Origin of the sequence: Pseudomonas sp. St29 (assembly GCF_001547915.1) — a bacterium.
Taxonomy (GTDB): domain Bacteria; phylum Pseudomonadota; class Gammaproteobacteria; order Pseudomonadales; family Pseudomonadaceae; genus Aquipseudomonas.
The window spans coordinates 4,097,826-4,115,291 of sequence record NZ_AP014628.1 but is presented as its reverse complement, the minus strand read 5'-3'; the positions used below and the strand labels follow the sequence as shown (position 1 = coordinate 4,115,291).

Annotated in this window: 19 protein-coding genes; 11 read left to right on the top strand and 8 right to left on the bottom strand. The window is 63.6% G+C overall.

All coding sequences use genetic code 11. The features are described 5' to 3' along the window. Positions 1-230 precede the first annotated feature (230 nt). From PST29_RS18250 to PST29_RS18240, 3 genes are all read right to left on the bottom strand, one after another. Positions 231-680: a PTS sugar transporter subunit IIA gene (locus PST29_RS18250; protein WP_060839925.1), complete on the bottom strand. Its 450-nt coding sequence runs from the start codon at positions 678-680 to the stop codon at positions 231-233. 181 nt (positions 681-861) lie between these two features. Further along, positions 862-1,923, bottom strand: coding sequence for an NAD(P)/FAD-dependent oxidoreductase (locus tag PST29_RS18245; RefSeq protein ID WP_060843969.1), 1,062 nt, complete (start codon positions 1,921-1,923; stop codon positions 862-864). Positions 1,924-2,069: 146 nt separating this feature from the next. After that, entirely contained in the window at positions 2,070-3,611 is a 1,542-nt protein-coding gene (locus PST29_RS18240; protein ID WP_060843968.1) for an MFS transporter, read from the bottom strand. A gap of 262 nt (positions 3,612-3,873) precedes the next feature. Here PST29_RS18240 and PST29_RS18235 point away from each other — a divergent pair, with 262 nt between their 5' ends. From PST29_RS18235 to PST29_RS18225, 3 genes are all read left to right on the top strand, one after another. Beyond that, on the top strand, positions 3,874-4,755 hold the full coding sequence (locus tag PST29_RS18235; RefSeq protein ID WP_129405704.1) for a LysR family transcriptional regulator: 882 nt from the start codon (positions 3,874-3,876) through the stop codon (positions 4,753-4,755). A gap of 75 nt (positions 4,756-4,830) precedes the next feature. After that, positions 4,831-5,208, top strand: coding sequence for a VOC family protein (locus tag PST29_RS18230; RefSeq protein WP_060843966.1), 378 nt, complete (start codon positions 4,831-4,833; stop codon positions 5,206-5,208). A gap of 342 nt (positions 5,209-5,550) precedes the next feature. Beyond that, positions 5,551-7,113, top strand: a complete 1,563-nt coding sequence (locus PST29_RS18225; RefSeq protein WP_060843965.1) for a TerC family protein — start codon at positions 5,551-5,553, stop codon at positions 7,111-7,113. An 89-nt stretch (positions 7,114-7,202) separates the two neighbouring features. Here the strand turns inward: PST29_RS18225 and wecB are convergent, their stop codons facing one another. Continuing rightward, positions 7,203-8,408: a non-hydrolyzing UDP-N-acetylglucosamine 2-epimerase gene (gene wecB / locus PST29_RS18220; protein WP_060843964.1), complete on the bottom strand. Its 1,206-nt coding sequence runs from the start codon at positions 8,406-8,408 to the stop codon at positions 7,203-7,205. A gap of 406 nt (positions 8,409-8,814) precedes the next feature. Between wecB and PST29_RS18215 the strand changes: the two genes are divergently transcribed. The 3 genes from PST29_RS18215 to PST29_RS18205 all read left to right on the top strand — a co-directional run bounded on the left by PST29_RS18215 (position 8,815) and on the right by PST29_RS18205 (position 10,585). Next, a complete protein-coding gene (locus PST29_RS18215) occupies positions 8,815-9,612 on the top strand; it encodes a hypothetical protein (protein ID WP_148659656.1) in 798 nt (265 codons plus the stop codon). A 51-nt stretch (positions 9,613-9,663) separates the two neighbouring features. Next, positions 9,664-10,131 (top strand): DUF6368 family protein, encoded by a 468-nt coding sequence (locus PST29_RS18210; protein WP_060839917.1) that lies wholly within the window; start codon positions 9,664-9,666, stop codon positions 10,129-10,131. Positions 10,132-10,195: 64 nt separating this feature from the next. Continuing rightward, complete coding sequence (locus PST29_RS18205) at positions 10,196-10,585, top strand: hypothetical protein (protein ID WP_060843962.1); 390 nt, start codon at positions 10,196-10,198, stop codon at positions 10,583-10,585. Positions 10,586-10,603: 18 nt separating this feature from the next. Here PST29_RS18205 and PST29_RS18200 read toward each other — a convergent pair whose 3' ends face one another. Further along, on the bottom strand, positions 10,604-11,176 hold the full coding sequence (locus PST29_RS18200; protein WP_060843961.1) for a type 1 glutamine amidotransferase family protein: 573 nt from the start codon (positions 11,174-11,176) through the stop codon (positions 10,604-10,606). 227 nt (positions 11,177-11,403) lie between these two features. Here PST29_RS18200 and PST29_RS18195 point away from each other — a divergent pair, with 227 nt between their 5' ends. The 4 genes from PST29_RS18195 to PST29_RS18180 all read left to right on the top strand — a co-directional run bounded on the left by PST29_RS18195 (position 11,404) and on the right by PST29_RS18180 (position 15,494). Further along, positions 11,404-12,228, top strand: coding sequence for a hypothetical protein (locus PST29_RS18195; RefSeq protein ID WP_060843960.1), 825 nt, complete (start codon positions 11,404-11,406; stop codon positions 12,226-12,228). A 136-nt stretch (positions 12,229-12,364) separates the two neighbouring features. Continuing rightward, on the top strand, positions 12,365-13,147 hold the full coding sequence (locus tag PST29_RS18190) for a hypothetical protein (protein WP_148654982.1): 783 nt from the start codon (positions 12,365-12,367) through the stop codon (positions 13,145-13,147). Positions 13,148-13,324: 177 nt separating this feature from the next. Next, on the top strand, positions 13,325-14,758 hold the full coding sequence (locus PST29_RS18185; RefSeq protein ID WP_060843959.1) for an RtcB family protein: 1,434 nt from the start codon (positions 13,325-13,327) through the stop codon (positions 14,756-14,758). A 190-nt stretch (positions 14,759-14,948) separates the two neighbouring features. Then, positions 14,949-15,494, top strand: coding sequence for a hypothetical protein (locus tag PST29_RS18180; protein WP_060843958.1), 546 nt, complete (start codon positions 14,949-14,951; stop codon positions 15,492-15,494). A gap of 71 nt (positions 15,495-15,565) precedes the next feature. On the opposite strand, the gene PST29_RS18175 is transcribed toward PST29_RS18180, so the two are convergent. From PST29_RS18175 to PST29_RS18165, 3 genes are all read right to left on the bottom strand, one after another. After that, the gene (locus tag PST29_RS18175) at positions 15,566-15,991 is read right to left on the bottom strand and encodes a type II toxin-antitoxin system HicB family antitoxin (protein ID WP_060843957.1); all 426 of its coding nucleotides are present in this window, start codon (positions 15,989-15,991) and stop codon (positions 15,566-15,568) included. 50 nt (positions 15,992-16,041) lie between these two features. Further along, positions 16,042-16,221, bottom strand: a complete 180-nt coding sequence (locus tag PST29_RS18170; protein ID WP_060839909.1) for a type II toxin-antitoxin system HicA family toxin — start codon at positions 16,219-16,221, stop codon at positions 16,042-16,044. An 89-nt stretch (positions 16,222-16,310) separates the two neighbouring features. Further along, positions 16,311-16,577 carry a hypothetical protein gene (locus PST29_RS18165; protein ID WP_060843956.1) on the bottom strand — a complete coding sequence of 89 codons (267 nt, stop codon included), beginning with the start codon at positions 16,575-16,577 and terminating at the stop codon, positions 16,311-16,313. 432 nt (positions 16,578-17,009) lie between these two features. Between PST29_RS18165 and PST29_RS18160 the strand changes: the two genes are divergently transcribed. Further along, positions 17,010-17,399: a RidA family protein gene (locus PST29_RS18160; RefSeq protein ID WP_060843955.1), complete on the top strand. Its 390-nt coding sequence runs from the start codon at positions 17,010-17,012 to the stop codon at positions 17,397-17,399. Positions 17,400-17,466 lie beyond the last annotated feature (67 nt).

Below are 17,466 nucleotides of genomic sequence, written 5' to 3'. Positions count from 1 at the left end.
AATCACTCGAATGGATCGAACGGTGAGTGGTTTCAACGACCATCTGGCTGCCGGGCCAACCGCAGGACAGGCATCCCCCTCACGCAGCAGGCTGCGCGAGGTGCCATGAACGTTAATGGATGACTGGACTAACCGCCAATAGAGGAAATCTTGTGCGGCGCGGCAATCGGTGGCTTGGGGCTATCTCCACCGGTGTCCATCGACCCCGCGCCTGCTCGGCGGCGCTGGCCCTACCAGTGATCGAACAGCTGCTTGACCTGTACCGCTTCCTTGCAGCGCAGCAGCGCCTGGCGAAAGCGCGGGTTGGAAAACAGCCGGGCCGTGTCCGCCAGCAAGTCCAGGTGCTGCTGATCGGCGGGGGCGGGCACCAGCAGCACGAGAATATCGCTCACCGGCTGGTGGTCAGGGGCGGCAAAGGCCATGGGGCTCTGCGGCCGCAGGTACAGGGCGTGGATGCCGTCCAGTTCTGCAAGTCGGGCATGGGGCAGCGCCACGCCATCGCCGATCGCGGTACTGGCGGCCAGCTCCCGGCGCCACAGACTGGTCGTGACCCCATCGCCCGGTAACTGTCGCGTCTCCTGAAGATGACGGCCCACCTGTTCGAACAACCGCTGTTTGTTCGAGACGTTGACGGCCAGGAGAATGTCTTCGACCTGCAGGTAGCGGGCAAGCTTGCTCATGGTGTGCTCCGGGAGTTTCAGGCTTGGCGTGAGCGTTATTGAAGCGCATTTGCCGCGCCCAACGGGGGCCGCCGCGGCATTCTTTACGAACTCTTTAGGGCGGCGCCGGGCCCTGAAGTTGCTGCCTTCCAGCCCATGGCCGGGGCCCCGCGCCGCCATCGGGCGCCCGTTGGTTGATCCCTCAGGCAAAACGCGCCGGGCGGCAGCCGGCGAGTTCGGCGCAGTCTTGCCCCAGTGCCAGTTCCTGGGCGATCAGGCGCCCCACGGTGGGGGCCAGGGTCACGCCGGCGTGCATCACGGCCAGGTAAAGGCCCGGGTAGGACGCACAGCGGCCAATGATGGGCAACTGGTCCTGGGGCATGGGGCGCTGGCCGACTTCAACGCTGCGCAAGGTGATGCTCTCGGCGCCGCGGAACGCGCGCCGCAGGCTGGCCATGGCCTGCTGCGCGATGGCTTGCGGCCCGCGGGGACCGTCGGCGTCGAGGTAGTCTTCCGCCAGCAACAGCCTGCCGTCGGCCGCTTCGCGGATCTCCAACTGGTTGTTGGAAATCAGGGTCTTGACCAGGCCTGGCGGGGCATCGACACGGATCAGGATCGACGGCGAAGCCTGTACCGGCAGGTGGATGCCCAGGGGTTGGAGCAAGGCCGGGGTCCAGCAGCCGGTGGCCAGGACCAGGTGTTCGGCGCGCACCACGCCGGTGGCGGTTGCGACCCCGATCACCCGCCGGTTCTCGACGCACAGGCCCAGGCCCGGGCTCTGCTCGAACACCTGCGCCCCCAGGTCACGGGCGCCTTGCAGCAGGGCGCGGGTGGCGGCGACCGGGTCCAGGCTGCCTTCGTCGGGGGCGTAGCGGGCCCGCTCCGGCAACGGTTGCAGGTGGGGTTCCAGCTCGGCGATCCGGGCCCGGTCGATCCACTGGGCCGACCCGCCGGGCAACGGCTCAAGGGGGCTGGCGGCACCTTCGGCGGCGTCGTAGCACAGGGCGCCGGACCAGCGGATCTGCAGGTCCGGCAGTTCCTGCTGCAGCCGTCGATAGTCCGCCAGGGCCTGGGAGCGCAATGCTCGGGCGGCGGCGGGAAACGCGCCATGGGGGTTGATCCAGGCAAACGAATGGGCGGTGACGCCGGAGCCGGGGCCGGCCTGTTCCAATACCGTCACCGCCATGCCCTGGCGGGCCAGGTGGTAGGCAATGGACGCGCCGACAATCCCGGCGCCCAACACAATCACGGTTGCAGGCGGCATGTGCACCTCGTTACGGCATGAAGGGGGGGCCGGGCGCACCTTAGTCGGGGACTGAACCCTGGAGCAATGGGCGCACTGTTATGAAATTGCAAGCGAACCTCGAGCCTTGTACCCGCTGGCGCACTGCGCCAGCGGGTACCAGGCGGCTACTCCAGCTTCAGGGCCAGCCCTTGCGCCTGGGGCAGGGGATTGCGCATCAGGCGCCCGACCACCAGCGCGCCGAGCAGGGCCAGCAGGCCCGCTACCGCCAGCACCAGCCCGAAGCCGCCGACGAACGCCTGCTGCGCCAGGGGCTCAACCAGGTCCCGGGCTGCCGGCGGCAGGCCAGCCAGGGCGCCTTGCATGTCTCCGGCCACCACCCGGGAGGCGATGTCCGGCGCGTGTAGCGCCCAGTTCCCGGGCAGTTGCCGCAGGCTGCCTTGCAACAGTTGCTGGGTATGGCTGGCCAGCAGCGCACCGAACACGCCGATGGCCAGCATGATGGCGCTGAAACGCATGGTGGTGCTCATGCCCGACGCCATGCCGGTGCGTTCCCGGGGGACGCAGGCCATGATGTTTTTCTGCGTGTCGCCGTTGAGCAGGCCGGCCCCGGCGCCGGTCACGGCGATCGCCAGGGCGAAGCTCAGGTAGCCGCCGCTGTGCACCGCCCAGGCGCTGAGCAGGTTGCCGCTGCCCACCAGGGTCAGCCCGGCGGCCATCAGGGTTGCCGGAGCATAACGCCCCGCCAGGCGTGCGCCGATCCGGGGGCAGATCAGCATGGTCAGGGCGAAGGGCAGCATGCCCAGGCCCGAGGCAATGGCCGAGAAGCCCAGGCCGTTCTGCAGGTAGAAGGGCAGCAGGGTCATCATCACCTGGGCGCAGCCGGCGTAGGCGAACATGCCCAGCAGGGCGCCGATGAAACGCGGGTGACGGAACAGCTGCAGATCCACCATGGGCCGGCGTTGCAGGTGTTCGATCAGCACGAACAGGCCCAGCAGGGCCAGACCTGCCAGCAGTCGGGTGGTGGTGGCCGGGTGACTCCAGCCGATGCGGTTGGCTTCGATCAGGCCCCAGATCAGGCACAGCAGGCTGGCGCTGAAGGCCAGGCTGCCCCAGGGATCGAGGCGGGCGGCCTGGGTATCCCGGGATTCGGGCACGTTGCGCAGCACGCTCCACAACAGCAGCGCCCCTACCGGCAGGTTGAAGTAGAAGATCCAGCGCCAGCCGCAGTATTCGGTGATCAGCCCACCGACGGTGGGCGCGGCGGTCATCGCCATGCCCATGCAGGCGCCCCAGAAGGCCCAGGCCCTGGCCCGTTCCGCCTCGTCATGAAAGGTGTGGCCGATGGAGGCCAGGGCCGAGGTCAGCAGCAGCGCCGCGCCCACGCCCTTACAGGCCCGGGCGATATCCAGCAGCAGGGCGTTGGGCGCGGCGCCGCAGCCCAGGGAGGCGAGGATGAACAGACCGAGGCCGCAGAGCAGGGTCTTTCGGCGGCCGAAGCGGTCTGCCAGGCTGCCCGCCGGCAGCAGCAGGGCGGCGAAGGCCAGCATGTAGGCACTGACCACCCATTCGATATCGGCGAAGTTGGCCCCCAGGTCCCGGGCGATGCTCGGCAGGGCCACGGCGACGATGTTGGTATCCAGGACGATCAGCGAGCAGACCCCGGAGGCGGTCAGCAGGGTCGCGCGCGGGTTGATGGGGCGGTTCATGGCGCGGTCCGTCGGTTGAGGAGGGTATCGAGCAGGTTCTGGTGAGTGGCCAGGGTGGCGATTGCTTTGTAGGCAATGCCGACTTGAGTGCGCCCGGCCATAGCGTTATGTGGGCCGCAGCAGACGGTCATTGCCGTAAATAGAGGTTTGACGGGCATGGCAGAGGCTCTCTACTGTGAAGGTCCGCCCAGCTTATCCCGGGCTTTGCGGGCTTTTGTTAGCCGCCAAGCGCCAGTTCATTACCTTTGAGCTAATGCTGTTAATGGAAATTCGTCACTTTCGCTACTTCCTCGCCGTGGCCCGGCAACGCAATTTCACCCGGGCCGCCGAGCAGTTGGGGATCGCCCCGCCGACCTTGAGCCGGCAGATCCAGGACATGGAAAAAGCCCTCGGCACCCGCCTGTTCGTGCGTCAGCAGCGCGAGGTCAGCCTCACCGAAGCCGGTGCCACCTTGCTCCTGGAGGCCGAAGCCACGGTACGCCAGTTCGAGTTCGCCCAGCGCAATGCCCAGCGCGCCGGGCGGGGCGAGATCGGTCATATCGAGCTGGGCTATGTGGCGTCGGCGGTGTATGGCGGGTTGCTGCAGAAGCAGGTGCAGGGTTTCAGCCGCGATTGTCCGGACGTCAGCCTGAATGTGCGGGAGTGCCCGATGGCGACCCTGCCGGCGCGGATCGCCGACGGGCGCCTGGATGTCGGCTACATCCGCTCGCCCATGACCCTGCCCGAAGGCGTCGAGGCCATTGCCCTGGACGCTGAAGGCTTCGTCCTGGCGCTGTCCGCCGAGTCCTGGCTGTGCCGCCTGCCACAGATCGCCTCCGAGCACCTGCTCAATGAAACCTTCATCCTGCCGGAGCAGATCAGCGGCACCTTGCAGGTGGCGGCCCAGGGGGCCTACGCCCCCAAGCTGGGCGCTCAGCCCGGTGGCCTGGTGGCGGTGCTGGCCCTGGTTTCCCTGGGGCAGGGGGTGGCGGTGGTGCCCGAATCGGTGGTGGGCCATGTGAACCTGCCCAACGTTCTGTACCGGCCCATCGGCGGCAGCTCGGCAACCTCCTGGCTGTCGTTGATTCACCGGCGTTTCGAACAGGCGCCGGCGGTGGTGCGCTACATCGAGCAGGTGCGCCGCGAGTACCGGCGCAAGGCTTGATAGCGCATGTTCAAGGGCTCGCCCGGCGCGCATAATTCCCGGGCCGTTTCTTACCCTTCAGGAGTGATGTCGTTGATGCTTGATCACCTGGACCATCTGGTACTGACCACCGTCGATCCTGTGGCTGCCGAGGACTTCTATGTACGGGTGCTGGGGATGCGCCTGGAAACCTTTGCCGGAGGGCGCAAGGCCTTCAAGTACGGCAATCAGAAGATCAACCTGCACCTGCGCGGTCAGGAATTCGAGCCCAAGGCCCACCTGCCGGTGCCGGGGGCGCTGGACCTGTGCTTTATCGCCAGCGTGCCCCTGGAACAGGTGATTGCCCACCTGCAACAGGTCAACTGGCCGATCATCGAAGGGCCAGTGCCGCGCACCGGTGCCACGGGGCCGATCCGTTCGGTGTACCTGCGGGACCCGGACCTGAACCTGATCGAGATTTCCGAGCGGCTCTAGTGTCGACGTCAGGAACGCCGGATAAAGTTTTGTAATGATTTCCCGCTGGGGAAATGCGCCGACGTCCCTGTAACCTCCAAGTCCGTTTTTTCACTCAGGACTTGCATGAACACGCTCTCGGAGCCCCCCAGTCGGCGCTCTTTTCTGGTTTTTCCCCATGATTTCTCAGGCCTGCCGGCCGTTCTGAGGTCCCATTCCTCAGGCTGCTATTCTCCTGGCCGCACTTCCCTGGCATTTGCCGCTCCCTATTGCGCTCAGTCCGTCCCCCCGCGTTTGCAGCCCCTGCATACTGGCGCCGGCCTGCGTCTGGCCGTTTGAATTTTCCGGAGAACTTGAGTCGTTATGGAATGGATTGCAGACCCCACGGCCTGGCTTGGCCTGTTGACCCTGATCGTCCTGGAGCTGGTGCTGGGCATCGACAACCTGGTGTTCATCGCCATCCTCGCGGACAAGCTGCCGCCGGAGCAGCGTGACCGCGCGCGATTGATCGGCCTGTCCCTGGCATTGCTGATGCGCCTGGGCCTGCTGGCCAGCATCTCGTGGATGGTGACCCTGACCCAGCCGCTGTTCGAGGTGTTCGAGCACAGCTTCTCCGGTCGTGACCTGATCATGCTGTTCGGCGGTGTGTTCCTGTTGTTCAAGGCCACCATGGAATTGCACGAGCGCCTGGAAGGCCATGTCAGCCAGCGCGCGGGCAGCACCACCTACGCCCTGTTCTGGCCGATCGTGGCGCAGATCGTGGTGCTCGATGCGGTGTTTTCCCTGGACGCGGTCATCACCGCGGTGGGCATGGTCGAGCATCTGGCGGTGATGATGATCGCGGTGGTGGTGTCCATCGGTGTGATGATCGTCGCCAGCAAGCCGCTGACCCGCTTCGTCAACGCCCACCCGACGGTGATCATGCTGTGCCTGGGCTTCCTGATGATGATCGGCTTCAGCCTGACCGCCGAAGGCCTGGGCTTCCATATTCCCAAGGGCTACCTGTACGCGGCCATCGGTTTCTCGATCCTGATCGAGCTGTTCAACCAGATCGCCCGGGCCCGGCGCAAGAAATCCATGCAGGGCCTGCGCCCGATGCGTGAGCGCACGGCCTACGCGGTGATGCGCCTGCTGGGCGGGCGCAAGCTGGCGGCGGAGGAGGTGGGCGAGGACATCGCCGACCTGCTGGAAGATGGCGAGGCCCCCAGCAGCGAGCTGTTCGACCGCCGCGAGCGGGTGATGATCAGCGGCGTCCTGCAACTGGCGGAGCGACCGATCCGCAGCCTGATGACGGTGCGCGCCGAAGTCGACTGCATCGACCTGACCGACAGCCCGGAAAGCATTCGGACCAAGCTGATGCATTCGTCCTACTCGCGCCTGCCGCTGATTCGCGACGGCGCGGTGGATGAGCCCCTGGGCTTCGTGCACAAGAAGGAGCTGCTCAAGGAGTACCTGGCGGGCAACGAGCCGAACCTTGAGCACCTGGCGCGCAAGACCATCAACCTGCTGGAGAGTTTTTCGATCCTCAACGCGCTGGAGCAGATGCGCAAGGCGTCGACCCATATTGCCTTCGTGATCAACGAATTCGGTGACTTCATGGGCATTCTGACCATGACCGACATTCTCGAATCCATCGCTGGCGAGCTGCCGGATGCCAGTGAGATCGAAGGGCCGGACGTGGTGGAACAAGAGGGCGGCTTTCTGGTCAACGGCGCGCTGAATCTGCCGCAGGTGCGCCAGCGCACCGGCTTTGGCGCCGAGCCCACCGAGGACTACCAGACCCTGGCCGGGCTGGTGATGAGCCTGCTGGACCGCTTGCCGGTCAAGGGCGACCGGGTGGAGTGGGACGGTTGGGCGCTCCAGGTCAAGGCCGTGGAAGAGCGCCGGGTGACCCAGGTGCTGCTGTCGCGCCAGACCGCGGACTGAGCAAATGGCGAGGGCGCGAGCCTTGGCCATGCCCGTGATGGGATGTCGGCGGCGATGTGCTGGCGCCTATCGTCGCCGCTGTCGCGTGGCTAGGCTTCGTTGACCTGCTTGAGCGGGCCGTTCTCTGCCTGTGCAGGCAAGGCGCATGCCCTGTCAGGCCGGGCCCTTGCCTTGAGCCAGTCGTACAGGCGGCGGGCAATGCGTTCGCTGGCGTGGCCGTCGCCGTAGGGGCTGAGTACCCGGCTCATGCGGGCGTGGAGCTGGGCGTCGTCCAGCAGTTCACAGACATGGTGCACGATGCGCTCACGATCGGTGCCCACCAGCCGCACGGTGCCGCCCTCCAGCACTGACGGCCGTTCGGTGACGTCCCGCAGTACCAGCAATGGCTTGCCGATGGCCGGGGCTTCTTCCTGGACCCCGCCGGAGTCGCTGAGGATCAAGTACGAGCGCGCCATCAGCCAGACAAAATGCTGATAGTCCTGAGGCGCTATCAGGTGGATGTTGGGGGTATCCGAGAGCAGGTCACCGACCACGCTCTGCACCTGAGGGTTGAGGTGTACCGGGTAGACGAACTGCACATCCGGATAGCGCTGGGCCAGGATTGCCAGGGCCTGGCAGATATGGCGGACACCCTGGCCGAAGTTTTCCCGGCGATGGCAGGTGATCAGCACCATGCGCCGGTTGTGTTCCAGCACCGCCAGAGGCGAATCGATGGCGGGGCTCCATTGGCTCTGTTGCTGGTGCTGCCGCATCCACCGCAGCGCATCGATCACCGTGTTGCCGGTGACCTCGATGCTGTCCGCGGGCACGTTTTCCCGCAGCAGGTTGGCTTTGGCTTCGGCGGTCGGAGCGAAGTGCAGGTCGGCAATGACCCCGGTCAGGCGCCGGTTGGCCTCCTCGGGCCAGGGTGTCCTGAGGTCGCCCGTGCGCAGCCCGGCCTCGACATGACCGATGGGCAACTGGCGGTTGAAGGCGGCGAGGGCGGTGATGAAGCTGGTGGTGGTGTCGCCATGGACCAGGACGATATCCGGTTGCAGGCGTTCGAGGGTGGTGTCCAGGTGCTTCAGCAATTGTTGCGACAGGCCATTGAGGGATTGGCCGTGGGTCATCACTTCCAGGTCTTGGTCGACTTGCAGTTCGAAGGCGTCCAGGACCTGCTTGAGCATTTCCCGGTGCTGCCCGGTGGAGCATTTATGCAGTTGCAGACCGGGCCAGTGCCGCAGCACCCGGGCCAGCGGCGCCATTTTGATTGCCTCCGGGCGCGTACCAAAAACCATCATGATCTTAAAAGGCATTGACTCACTCCCTGAGCGCACTGCAGCCGGACCAGGCTGTGAATGAAAGCAGTGGGAACCGCTCTTGTCCAACCAGCAAACCGAGAGCGTCGCGCTCAAGCACCAGAGCCAAGCACAAGAGGGCTGCTGGTGCGCGGCTGGCAAAGGAGATGGGAGCAGGTCGGAAAACGACGCGAAAAATGCCCAGTCATCTGGCCTCTGGCACATCCCCGGGGGTGGTTCCCTGGCGCATACCCCAGGCGTTGGACCAGTTGGGCCCATCAGGTCGATGCCTTGGGGGCATGCTGGCGTTTTCCTGCGCAGAAAATTTTGTGAGGTCCCGCGCCGGCCTTTATGCTCAACGCCCCTGTGACGCTATAGCCTGTTTCAGGTCCAGGGGCTGAGGCCCTTTTTCATGGAGTGAACCGTGCACGCCCCCTTCACGACTGACCCGACCCGTCCCGTTCTGGCGACGCTGATGCTTGCCGGCCTGCTGGCGCTGGGCGCCTGCAAGAACGCCGCCCCAGAGACGCCGGAGCAACAGCAGCAGCGCCGCTACGAGCGCTTTGTCGACGACTTCCGCTTGGTGCTGGACCAGGGCGTGCGCAACGCCGATCTCGATGGCTGGTCCGGCGGGGTGGCGCTGCGAGCGGTGATCGATCCGCTGAATCGGATGGTGGCCTGCAGCACCGAGGCACTCCCCGAATACCCGTTGCCGCGTTACCCGGATAACCGCCTACTGGCCTCGGCGGTGGAGCGGGTCTGTTGGGACTCGATATTCCCCAGGGCCGAACCGGCGCTGTTCTCAGGTCGGCCCGCAGCCAATCTTGAGGTGGTGTTGCCGGTGGTTGTCACCCGTCCCGGTCGCTTGCCCGCGGAGGAACAGAAGATTCGGGAAACGGTGCGCGAGTATAAGGCCCAAGAGCGGTATTTCTGGCAGCAGCTGTTCGCCGAAGAAACCTTCGACAGCCTGGGCAGCGCCCGGATCGAGGGCCACGCCAACGCTCAGGGACAGGTGCAGGGTTGTCAGGTGCGACTGTCCGCCATTGCCGCCAGAGCCTCCGACTTCAAGCCGGATCCTGAACGGGTGCAGCGCCTGCAAAAGCGTTGCGCGGCCCTGGATGTGCGGCAGATGCCCGGCTTTTTCGCCTCGGAGACGGTGGGCGATCGATTCCTCGTCGAACTGCAATACAGCCCCTGGAGAGGTGGGCCGAAGCGGCCTTGAGCAAGGTGCGAAATATCGGCTGGTAACAGAGCGGTGGAGGCAAGTGAAGCAATGGCTGGACCAACCATCAGTGTGCTGCTGCGTTTTGAGCCTGATCAGTCAACCGAAGAGCTTGTGCAGGCATATCTAGCCCAGCGCGCGGATCACCTACGTCCAGGTAGCCGCACCTTTTCGGTTGGCGGCTGTGCCTTGTTGTATGCGTTTGGCCCGGACTATCCCGAAGAGCTTGCGCATTACGCCGGGCTGTTGAAACTGCTGGACTGGAACCCCAGAGGCATCCTCAATCTGGCCGCCATGGGCAATGACCTCCCGGATCACCAACGGCTCGGAGAAGTGGCGTTGGACATGACGCGGCGCTTGGATGGCGTAGTCGCCTTTGGCGGCAGAATCGGCGCGTATACGGCGGATGCGGTTTTTTTGTCACGGCTTGCCGTTCTGGAGCATGAGGGTGAGTCGCTTTTCAGTGCTGGAGATTTCGAGCGCTGGTTGCAGCATGCTGATTTTCGCTTGGTCAAATGACTTGGGGCGGATGGCTGTTGGCTGTGGGTCGATGGGGTTTTCTAATCAATGATGAGGTCGGTCCGTGAGCAAACTAGTCTGCAGATGCGGTCATATCATTGTCGATCAGACCGATGATTTGCCTTACAAAGCCGCTTTGCTGCGTGAGCAGCACGAAGAGGTTTTTTTTTCCGATGCCTCGCTACTGGCCAATGAACTGCTGGCCGCCGCAAGTGCCGGTAGTGTCGATGAACTGCTTGAGCGGCACTATGGCAGGGGGGGCTGGCGGCCCAGGCCCACGGAGTTCTTCGGGGACAAGTTCACCAGTCTCTACCTGGCCTCTATTTCGACGGTGTATGAGTGTGAGTGCTGTGGACGCTTGTGGGTCCAGAAGAAAGGCGTCAACAGCTTCGTCTGCTTTACCCCTGAGAGCGGTCGGTATGAGTCGATCTTAAGCTCCCAGACTCCAGAGTAGGCTTGCGGGCACGCCGATTCATTGCGATGCGCGGTGTTCCGCTGCGTGCATCGCGAGGTAGGCGGTCAGGTTGGCGTCGCTGATGCCCAGGGTGCCGAGAGTCTGCGCCATGAAGCTCACCGGGGCGCTGCCCGGGGCGGTGATCACCCGCTGGTCCGCCACGGCGTGGGGGACATCCTGGTAGTGCGCGGCGCCGGCATAACCCACCGCCAGCAGGTTGTCCGCCGAATTGGAGGTGTGCTTGAGGTTATCCAGCACCCCGGCCCGGGCCAGTTCGCGGGTGCCGTCACAGATGGCGGCGATCACGATCTGGCGTGCCTGGGCGGCGCGCAGCAGGTCGCCGATGTCCGGTGCGTTGGCGCTTTGCCAAATGCTGCCGCCGCACACCATCAACAGGTCGACCTCATCCAGATGAATGTCTTCCAACGCCAGGTCCGGGGTCACCCGCAGGCCGCCCATGGAGGTCACGACGGCGCCCTTGGGGGACGCGTAGCGGCAGTCGAAACCGTAGAAACCACGAGCGGTGGCGTTGATCAGGGCGGTTTCCCAGTCGGCAAAGTTGTCACTGAGCAGGGTGATGGCGCGGGTCATGGAGCTTCCTTCCTTGGGGTGATGAGCGGGTGGGGAGCGCCAGGGTAACCTGATTTTCGGCGGGCGGCCGGAGAAGCTTCTATGGCACCGTTGCCAATCGCGAGCCTGGAGCAGCGACGGTCGTGGCGTTGGCTTTCAACGTGGCTGTTGCTTTAGGATCCGGCCTCTTGAGGTCATTGAATGCAGAACAGGACGGTTCGTGAGTGAACCCATCAAAGGAACTGAACATGTACAACTGTCTGAACGGAACCCCGGCGCAGTGCGGGTTCCTGGTCGGCCTGCTGCTGACACTGTCCGGTTGCCAATCGGACTTGCCGGGCTCCCCGCTGTCCCAGGACGAGCAGCAACGACAGCTGGAGACGCAGTTCTATGCCAACGCGGTGCAGCAAGTGCTGTACCGCGAGAGCCTCAGGGCCAATGCCGAGCAACTGATGGGCAGCGTGGAGTTGGTCATGCGGTTCAATCGGCAGAATCAGGTCATCGGTTGTGCAGCGCAGAGCAGCCCCTTGCCTGAAGCGCGGGCTTATCCCTACAACCCGAAACTGGGCGAGATGCTCGAGGGTGTCTGCTGGAACACCGTGTTCCCTCTGGCGCCCGCCGCCGCCTTTGAGCCTGATGGCGTGCTGGAGGTCAAAGGGACGTTGATGTTCCCTCGCTTGACCCTGGAAGGCGAGCAATTGAAGGAGTTTGCCTTCGATACCGCTCAATACGCCAAAGGCCATTTCTTCTGGACGCACACCCTGGCCCAGTTGCCGGTGGACAGCGTCGGAGTGGCCAGTTTTGAGGTCAAGGCCGATCCCCGGGGCCGGGTGCAGGAATGCTGGGTGAACCTGCGGGCGGTGCGCTACCGACCCGAGTCATTCAAGCCCGACAATCAATTGCGCAATCGCGTCACCCAACTGTGTGAGCAGTTGGACCTGCGGCAAATGCCGGGTTTTGCAGCCGAGCAGGGCCAGGCGCAGCCGATCCATGCCAGCGTGTTTTACACGCCGTGGAAAGGCGGGCCGAACAAGGCCACGCTGGGTGTGCAGGCAAGCGGCGCCGAACCTTGAGCCTGGCTGGTGCGCATCGGTGATGCAGATTTCACTAAAGCTTCGGCTATTGGTTCGTTCAGTGATTGAGCCGGCCCTTTCCGGGGCGCGGGGCGTGGCCCTTGCGCCCGGTCATTGATCAATGAGTCCCCCATTCATGTCATTAGCATTCTTGCGCACCTCGACCCTGGCCTTGCTGACTCCGGCCGTGCTGACCCTGGGCGCCTGCCAGAGCAAGACTCCGGAGCAGAGCGCCGCCCAGGCCCTGGAAACCCAGAAAAGCCTGGAATTCTCTGTCGCCATCAGCGAAGTGCTGAGGCGCAACATGATGGCCGCCAACCATCAGGGCCTGAGTGGCGCGGTGAAGTTGCGGATCAAGCTCAATCGGCAGAACGACGTGCTCGACTGCACGGTACGCCCCGGCAGCGTTGATGTTTCCCAGGTCCTGGCCACCCCAACCCTGCTGCACCTGGCCCGCCAGGTGTGCTGGAACACCCTGTTTCCTGCCGCCGCGCCCGAGGCCTTTGGCGATGGGGACATCATCAATGCGATTGCCAACCTGGAGTTTCCGCGCTTCAGCCAACTGCCCAGCCGTGAGCAGCAGGTGTATCGGCTGAGTTCCAGTCTCTACCAGCAAAGCCGGTTTTTCTGGGAGCAGGCAGTCGCCGGGCCGGGCATCGACAGCATCGGCGTGGCCAGTTTTTACTACACCGCCAATGCCCAGGGGCAGGTCCAGGAATGCCTGGTAAACCTGGAGCGCAGCGCGTTCCGGCCGGAAGCGTTCAAGACCGACGCCGCCCTGCGCCAACGTTTGACCCAGCGTTGCCAGCAGCTGGATCTGCGGCAGATGCCGGGCTTTGTCAGTCAGCCCGATGGCCTGAGCCGCGGTGAGGTGCTGGTGGAATACATGCCGTGGCGCGGCGGCCCGGCACCGCACTGACGCCACGCCGTCCGGCAGGCACCTCCCCAGGTGCCTGGGCAAATAATTTCCCCCGGGCTATTTACATCCACGGCGTCATTCCCCATTATCCGCGCCGTCTAAGTTTCGCTGCTGACCAGACAATTCCAGCCACCAAAAGGGTGGTTGTTTTGTTGCGTCCAAGAAAAGCAGTTGAAAATGACCAAGACTCCTCTGAAAAGAATTCAGCACAAGCTCGCCCGTTCCGGGGTGGCCATCGAACGCCTGAATTCCAATTCCCTCTCCATCTCTTCGATCAATGACGCCGGGCTCAAGGTGGATCTGTTGCTGCCCGAAAGCTTTGCCATCGAAGAAAAAGCCGTCCTGCAGCTGATGGATTTCGCCAAGGTGGCTCACCCCCATGGCGGCGAAGTGAAGTGCGCCTGCGCCACGCCGGACTTCCACACCGGCAGCCCGATTCCGGTGGGCAGTGTGATTGTCACCAGTCACGACATGGTGGTACCGCAGGCCATCGGCACCGACATCAATTGCGGCATGCGCCTGCACAAGCTGGGGCTGAACTACGAGCAGTTCATGGCGCAGAAAGCCAAGTGGACCGCCCTGGTGCGCGGCGATCTGCTGGAGGGCACGCGCAACATTCCCACCAGCCCAATGGCCATGACCGCGCTGTTTCAGGCCGGGCTCGGGGATTTCTGGGCCCAGGTTCAGCAGCAGGACCCGATCGGGCTGTTTGCCGGGGCGGACTTCGCCCAGCTGCAACGTGAGCTGTCGGGTTTGCATGAGTCGTCGTTCGCCCGCGGTAGCGCCGACTATGCGCCGGAAGCCTTGCAGGACCGTTCGCGCAAAATCCTCCGCGACCCGGGCCTGGGTTCCCTGGGCGGCGGCAACCACTTTGTCGAGATCCAGGTGGTCACCGAGTTGGTGGATCGTCAGGCCTGTTTTGCTCAGGGCCTGTCGGTGGGGCAGGTGGTGATGATGATCCACACCGGCTCGCGCGACGTGGGCTTCTATGTCGGGCGGCGCTGGATGGACAAGGCCAAGGCCCTGTGGCCGGCGGGGATCAAGCACCCTGATTCGAAGATCTTCGCCCTGTTTGGCGAGATGGCCGACGAGTACCTGCTGGCCATGCACAGCGCTGCCCACTACGCCGACGCCAACCGCGCGCTGATCGCCGAGATGGTGCGCCAGCGCACCCGGCAAGTGTTTGGTGCGGGCATCGAAGCACCGCTGATTGTCGATGTGCCGCACAACATCGTGCTGCGCGAAGAAGAGGGCAACGTGCATCGCAAAGGCGCGACACCGGCCTATGCCGGCCAGCCGCTGCTGATCCCGGGGAGCATGGGGCATGACTCCTACCTGCTCACCGGGCTGGGCAACGAGCGCTGGCTGCGTTCGGCCAGCCACGGCGCCGGGCGCTCGATGTCGCGCAGCGAGATTGTGTTCAAGGCCAAGAAGGACAAGGCATTCCTCGGCTTGCAGGGCGTGGAGTGCATCACCACCAAGGAAGAGCGGATGATCGAAGAGGCGCCAGGGGCCTACAAGGAAATTGGCCAGGTGATCCAGTCCCAGGTGGAAGAGGGCACGGTGTCGGTGATGGCGCGGTTTTCGCCGATTCTGACCTTCAAGGCGTAAGCGCGCTGGGCGGGTGCGGGCGGGGATGGTTTTCGGGTTTGCCGTGCAACGGTGCGGCCGATACATTGTCGCCCCTCCCGGCCTGTTCGCTCCGAGCGGTGCCGTTGCAGTTGTCTGCGGTCGCAAAAGCCCAGGGTGCGGTAGCCGCTGGGGTGTTTGTCTGTTTGTGATCAACCTTCGGTGCTTAAGCATGAATCAAGATGAAAACCTGAAGCACGATGCGCTAGCGCCATTGACCGCTGCCAGCGAGTTTGTCGTCGACAAGCAGCCCCTTGCCGAACTGCTTGCGGTGCTTGCCCAGTGTGGCGAGGTGGTGTCCTGCTTCTTCAAGCCTGATCCCGCCATCAAGGTGTTGGGTGAGAGGCCGCGACTGGCGGAGTTTCTCGAACGTTTCAGCGGCCTCGCCAGGTCGACGGCCATCGGACAGGTCGAGCCTGAGTTCGGGCCCTTTTCCATGCTCAATCGATACGAGTTCGAGGGCTCGTTGCTGGCGGCGCTGCTGCGGGGCGGTTGTCATTCGTCCAGCCGTGGAGGGTCCGTGGCCAATGCCCGCCAGGTGGTGTCCGAAGCGCTGGATGCTGTGTTTCCGGCGCCGTTTTCCGAGCTGGTGGTGTATCGGTTCGATAGTCCAGATTGGTGTGAGTTGACCAGGGATTCGACTATTTCTTCTGCCTATGTCGCCTGCCAGGGGGCGCGGAATCTGTGGTGGGTGTTGTGCGTGGCTGATGTTGATTGAGGCCCGGTGTGGCTAACCCGGCCTCCTGCCGGGTTGCCCACGGATCAATGCCTGCGTTCGGCCATTTTGGGCTATGCCGCCTCCACTGATACCGCAAGACGTTTACCCAGGGCTGCCAGGGCATTTTCCAGCTGTTCCATTTTGGAGCTGTGTAGAAAGTCCACCAGGCGATCTCCCTGGGCCTGGTGGATTCCGAGCAGTCGGCATAGATCGGCCTTGCGCATGTCCCGCTCCATCATCGTGTTCCACAGCGCTATCTTAGCCACGGTCACCATTGGCAAATGAATGACCTGTTCCCCTGGTAGCGGCGCGGAGGCCGGGGGAATGGCGCGGCGCTGGTCGACGTAAAGGGACAGAGTGGTTTCGAGCGCGTCGATGGCCTGGTTGATGGCGTGCTCAGGATCATCGCCAAAGCTATTGAGTTCGGGCAGATCGCGGCAGAAGACCGCCAGTCCCGGTGCATGGTCTTGCTCGAAGCGAAGGGCGTAGTCGTACATGGTCACTCCTCGGAGGCGATGTTTCAGCATGCAGAGAATGGATGTGAGTCCTAGAGCCCCAATTGCCTGATGATTGCCTTGCGGGTGGGTTCGGGCATTTCCTTGCTGCCGTGATCCGCGAAGGTGGTCTGGTTGCCGTTTGGGGCCGTAACTTTGAAGTGGCTGCCTTTACCGGCCTCGAAGACCACGCCTTGAGCTTTCAACCATCGTCTGAATTCGCTGAATTTCATCACCTCGCCTCATGGCTTGGATTTCTGCACGGTACAACATTCATATTTTTGTACAACACTTGTGTGTTGTTTTTTGCGAAGCCTGACCATTACTCCCGGGGCAGATCCATTGCCCGTTGCTCAACTGCATGCAACACATCGCAGCCGTCCTGCAACAACAGGGTCGCCACGCTGGAGAAGCGCTTGAGGTCGAGGTGATCGGCGTTGCGGCTGGTCATGTCGGCAAGGCTGTCCAGCATGTCCCGGGCGGCGCGGATGCGCAGGCCGGCGTAGGTCAGCAGGTCGAGCAACGGCGCTTGTGGGTTGATGAAGGCGACGGGGTGATCGGTGGTGCAGGTGAAAGGTTGGAGATCCATAGCAGTGACGCTCCATGAAGGAATATTGAGGTGTGCTCATGGAGATTCGGACGGCCAAATCCGGTCGCGGACGGCTGCGACGCAACGGAATGTAGAAGGTGGAGAGCAGCATCACCAGGCATTCGGGCGTGCCTTCAGCAAATACAGAAATGCCTGACATTGGCTGATGGCCGTTTCTCATCTCTCCATTCCTCGTTCCGGAAAGTTTTTCCATCCCCCCTGTTATCTCCTTTGTGCTCCATGGCACACTCTGGCGCCTGTTCCGCTATTTGATATTTTATTCCGTTGTAGCGGAATGTGTTTGTTCCACGCCTTTGCGTTTCCAGGCCATCGCGGGTTGCTGCGGCAGAGTTCGCGCAGAAGTCCGCGGCGAGTCGGGTGACGCTCGGGCAGGGCGGCCAGATGGTCAACCTTCAACCAGGAGAATCGCTCATGAGCATCACCCGTTACGGCACCGGCAGCACCGCAGGCGGTGGCCAGCCGCGTCCTTTCGCTCGCGCTGTCGAAGCCGATGGCTGGCTGCATGTGTCCGGCCAGGTGCCGGCGCTGGATGGCGAGATCATTCACGGTGGGATCGTCGAGCAGACGCATCAAACGATGCGCAATCTAGTGGCCATTCTCGAAGAGGCCGGGTACGGCCTGGAGGATGTGGTGCGGGTTGGCGTGTGGCTGGAAGACCCGCGGGATTTCTGGAGTTTCAACAAGGTGTTCGGCGAGTACTTCAAGCCCGAACACGCACCGGCCCGGGCCTGTGTGCAGGCCAGCATGATGGTGGACTGCAAGGTCGAGATCGATTGTGTGGCCTACAAGAAGAAGGCCTGATGGCCACGGCCTGTAGGAGCTGGCTTGCCAGCGAAGGTGCCCGTGAGGGCGACACAAGGCTTGAGGG

Coding starts and splice junctions, on each gene's coding strand:
- PST29_RS18230 (WP_060843966.1), top strand. CDS start 4,831: ATGCTTGATCACCTGGACCATCTGGTACTGACCACCGTCGATCCTGTG.
- PST29_RS18180 (WP_060843958.1), top strand. CDS start 14,949: ATGAATCAAGATGAAAACCTGAAGCACGATGCGCTAGCGCCATTGACC.
- PST29_RS18245 (WP_060843969.1), bottom strand. CDS start 1,923: ATGCCGCCTGCAACCGTGATTGTGTTGGGCGCCGGGATTGTCGGCGCG.
- PST29_RS18200 (WP_060843961.1), bottom strand. CDS start 11,176: ATGACCCGCGCCATCACCCTGCTCAGTGACAACTTTGCCGACTGGGAA.
- PST29_RS18235 (WP_129405704.1), top strand. CDS start 3,874: ATGGAAATTCGTCACTTTCGCTACTTCCTCGCCGTGGCCCGGCAACGC.
- PST29_RS18170 (WP_060839909.1), bottom strand. CDS start 16,221: ATGAAATTCAGCGAATTCAGACGATGGTTGAAAGCTCAAGGCGTGGTC.
- PST29_RS18160 (WP_060843955.1), top strand. CDS start 17,010: ATGAGCATCACCCGTTACGGCACCGGCAGCACCGCAGGCGGTGGCCAG.
- PST29_RS18165 (WP_060843956.1), bottom strand. CDS start 16,577: ATGGATCTCCAACCTTTCACCTGCACCACCGATCACCCCGTCGCCTTC.
- PST29_RS18240 (WP_060843968.1), bottom strand. CDS start 3,611: ATGAACCGCCCCATCAACCCGCGCGCGACCCTGCTGACCGCCTCCGGG.
- wecB (WP_060843964.1), bottom strand. CDS start 8,408: ATGCCTTTTAAGATCATGATGGTTTTTGGTACGCGCCCGGAGGCAATC.
- PST29_RS18190 (WP_148654982.1), top strand. CDS start 12,365: ATGTCATTAGCATTCTTGCGCACCTCGACCCTGGCCTTGCTGACTCCG.
- PST29_RS18195 (WP_060843960.1), top strand. CDS start 11,404: ATGTACAACTGTCTGAACGGAACCCCGGCGCAGTGCGGGTTCCTGGTC.
- PST29_RS18210 (WP_060839917.1), top strand. CDS start 9,664: ATGGCTGGACCAACCATCAGTGTGCTGCTGCGTTTTGAGCCTGATCAG.
- PST29_RS18185 (WP_060843959.1), top strand. CDS start 13,325: ATGACCAAGACTCCTCTGAAAAGAATTCAGCACAAGCTCGCCCGTTCC.
- PST29_RS18225 (WP_060843965.1), top strand. CDS start 5,551: ATGGAATGGATTGCAGACCCCACGGCCTGGCTTGGCCTGTTGACCCTG.
- PST29_RS18250 (WP_060839925.1), bottom strand. CDS start 680: ATGAGCAAGCTTGCCCGCTACCTGCAGGTCGAAGACATTCTCCTGGCC.
- PST29_RS18175 (WP_060843957.1), bottom strand. CDS start 15,991: ATGTACGACTACGCCCTTCGCTTCGAGCAAGACCATGCACCGGGACTG.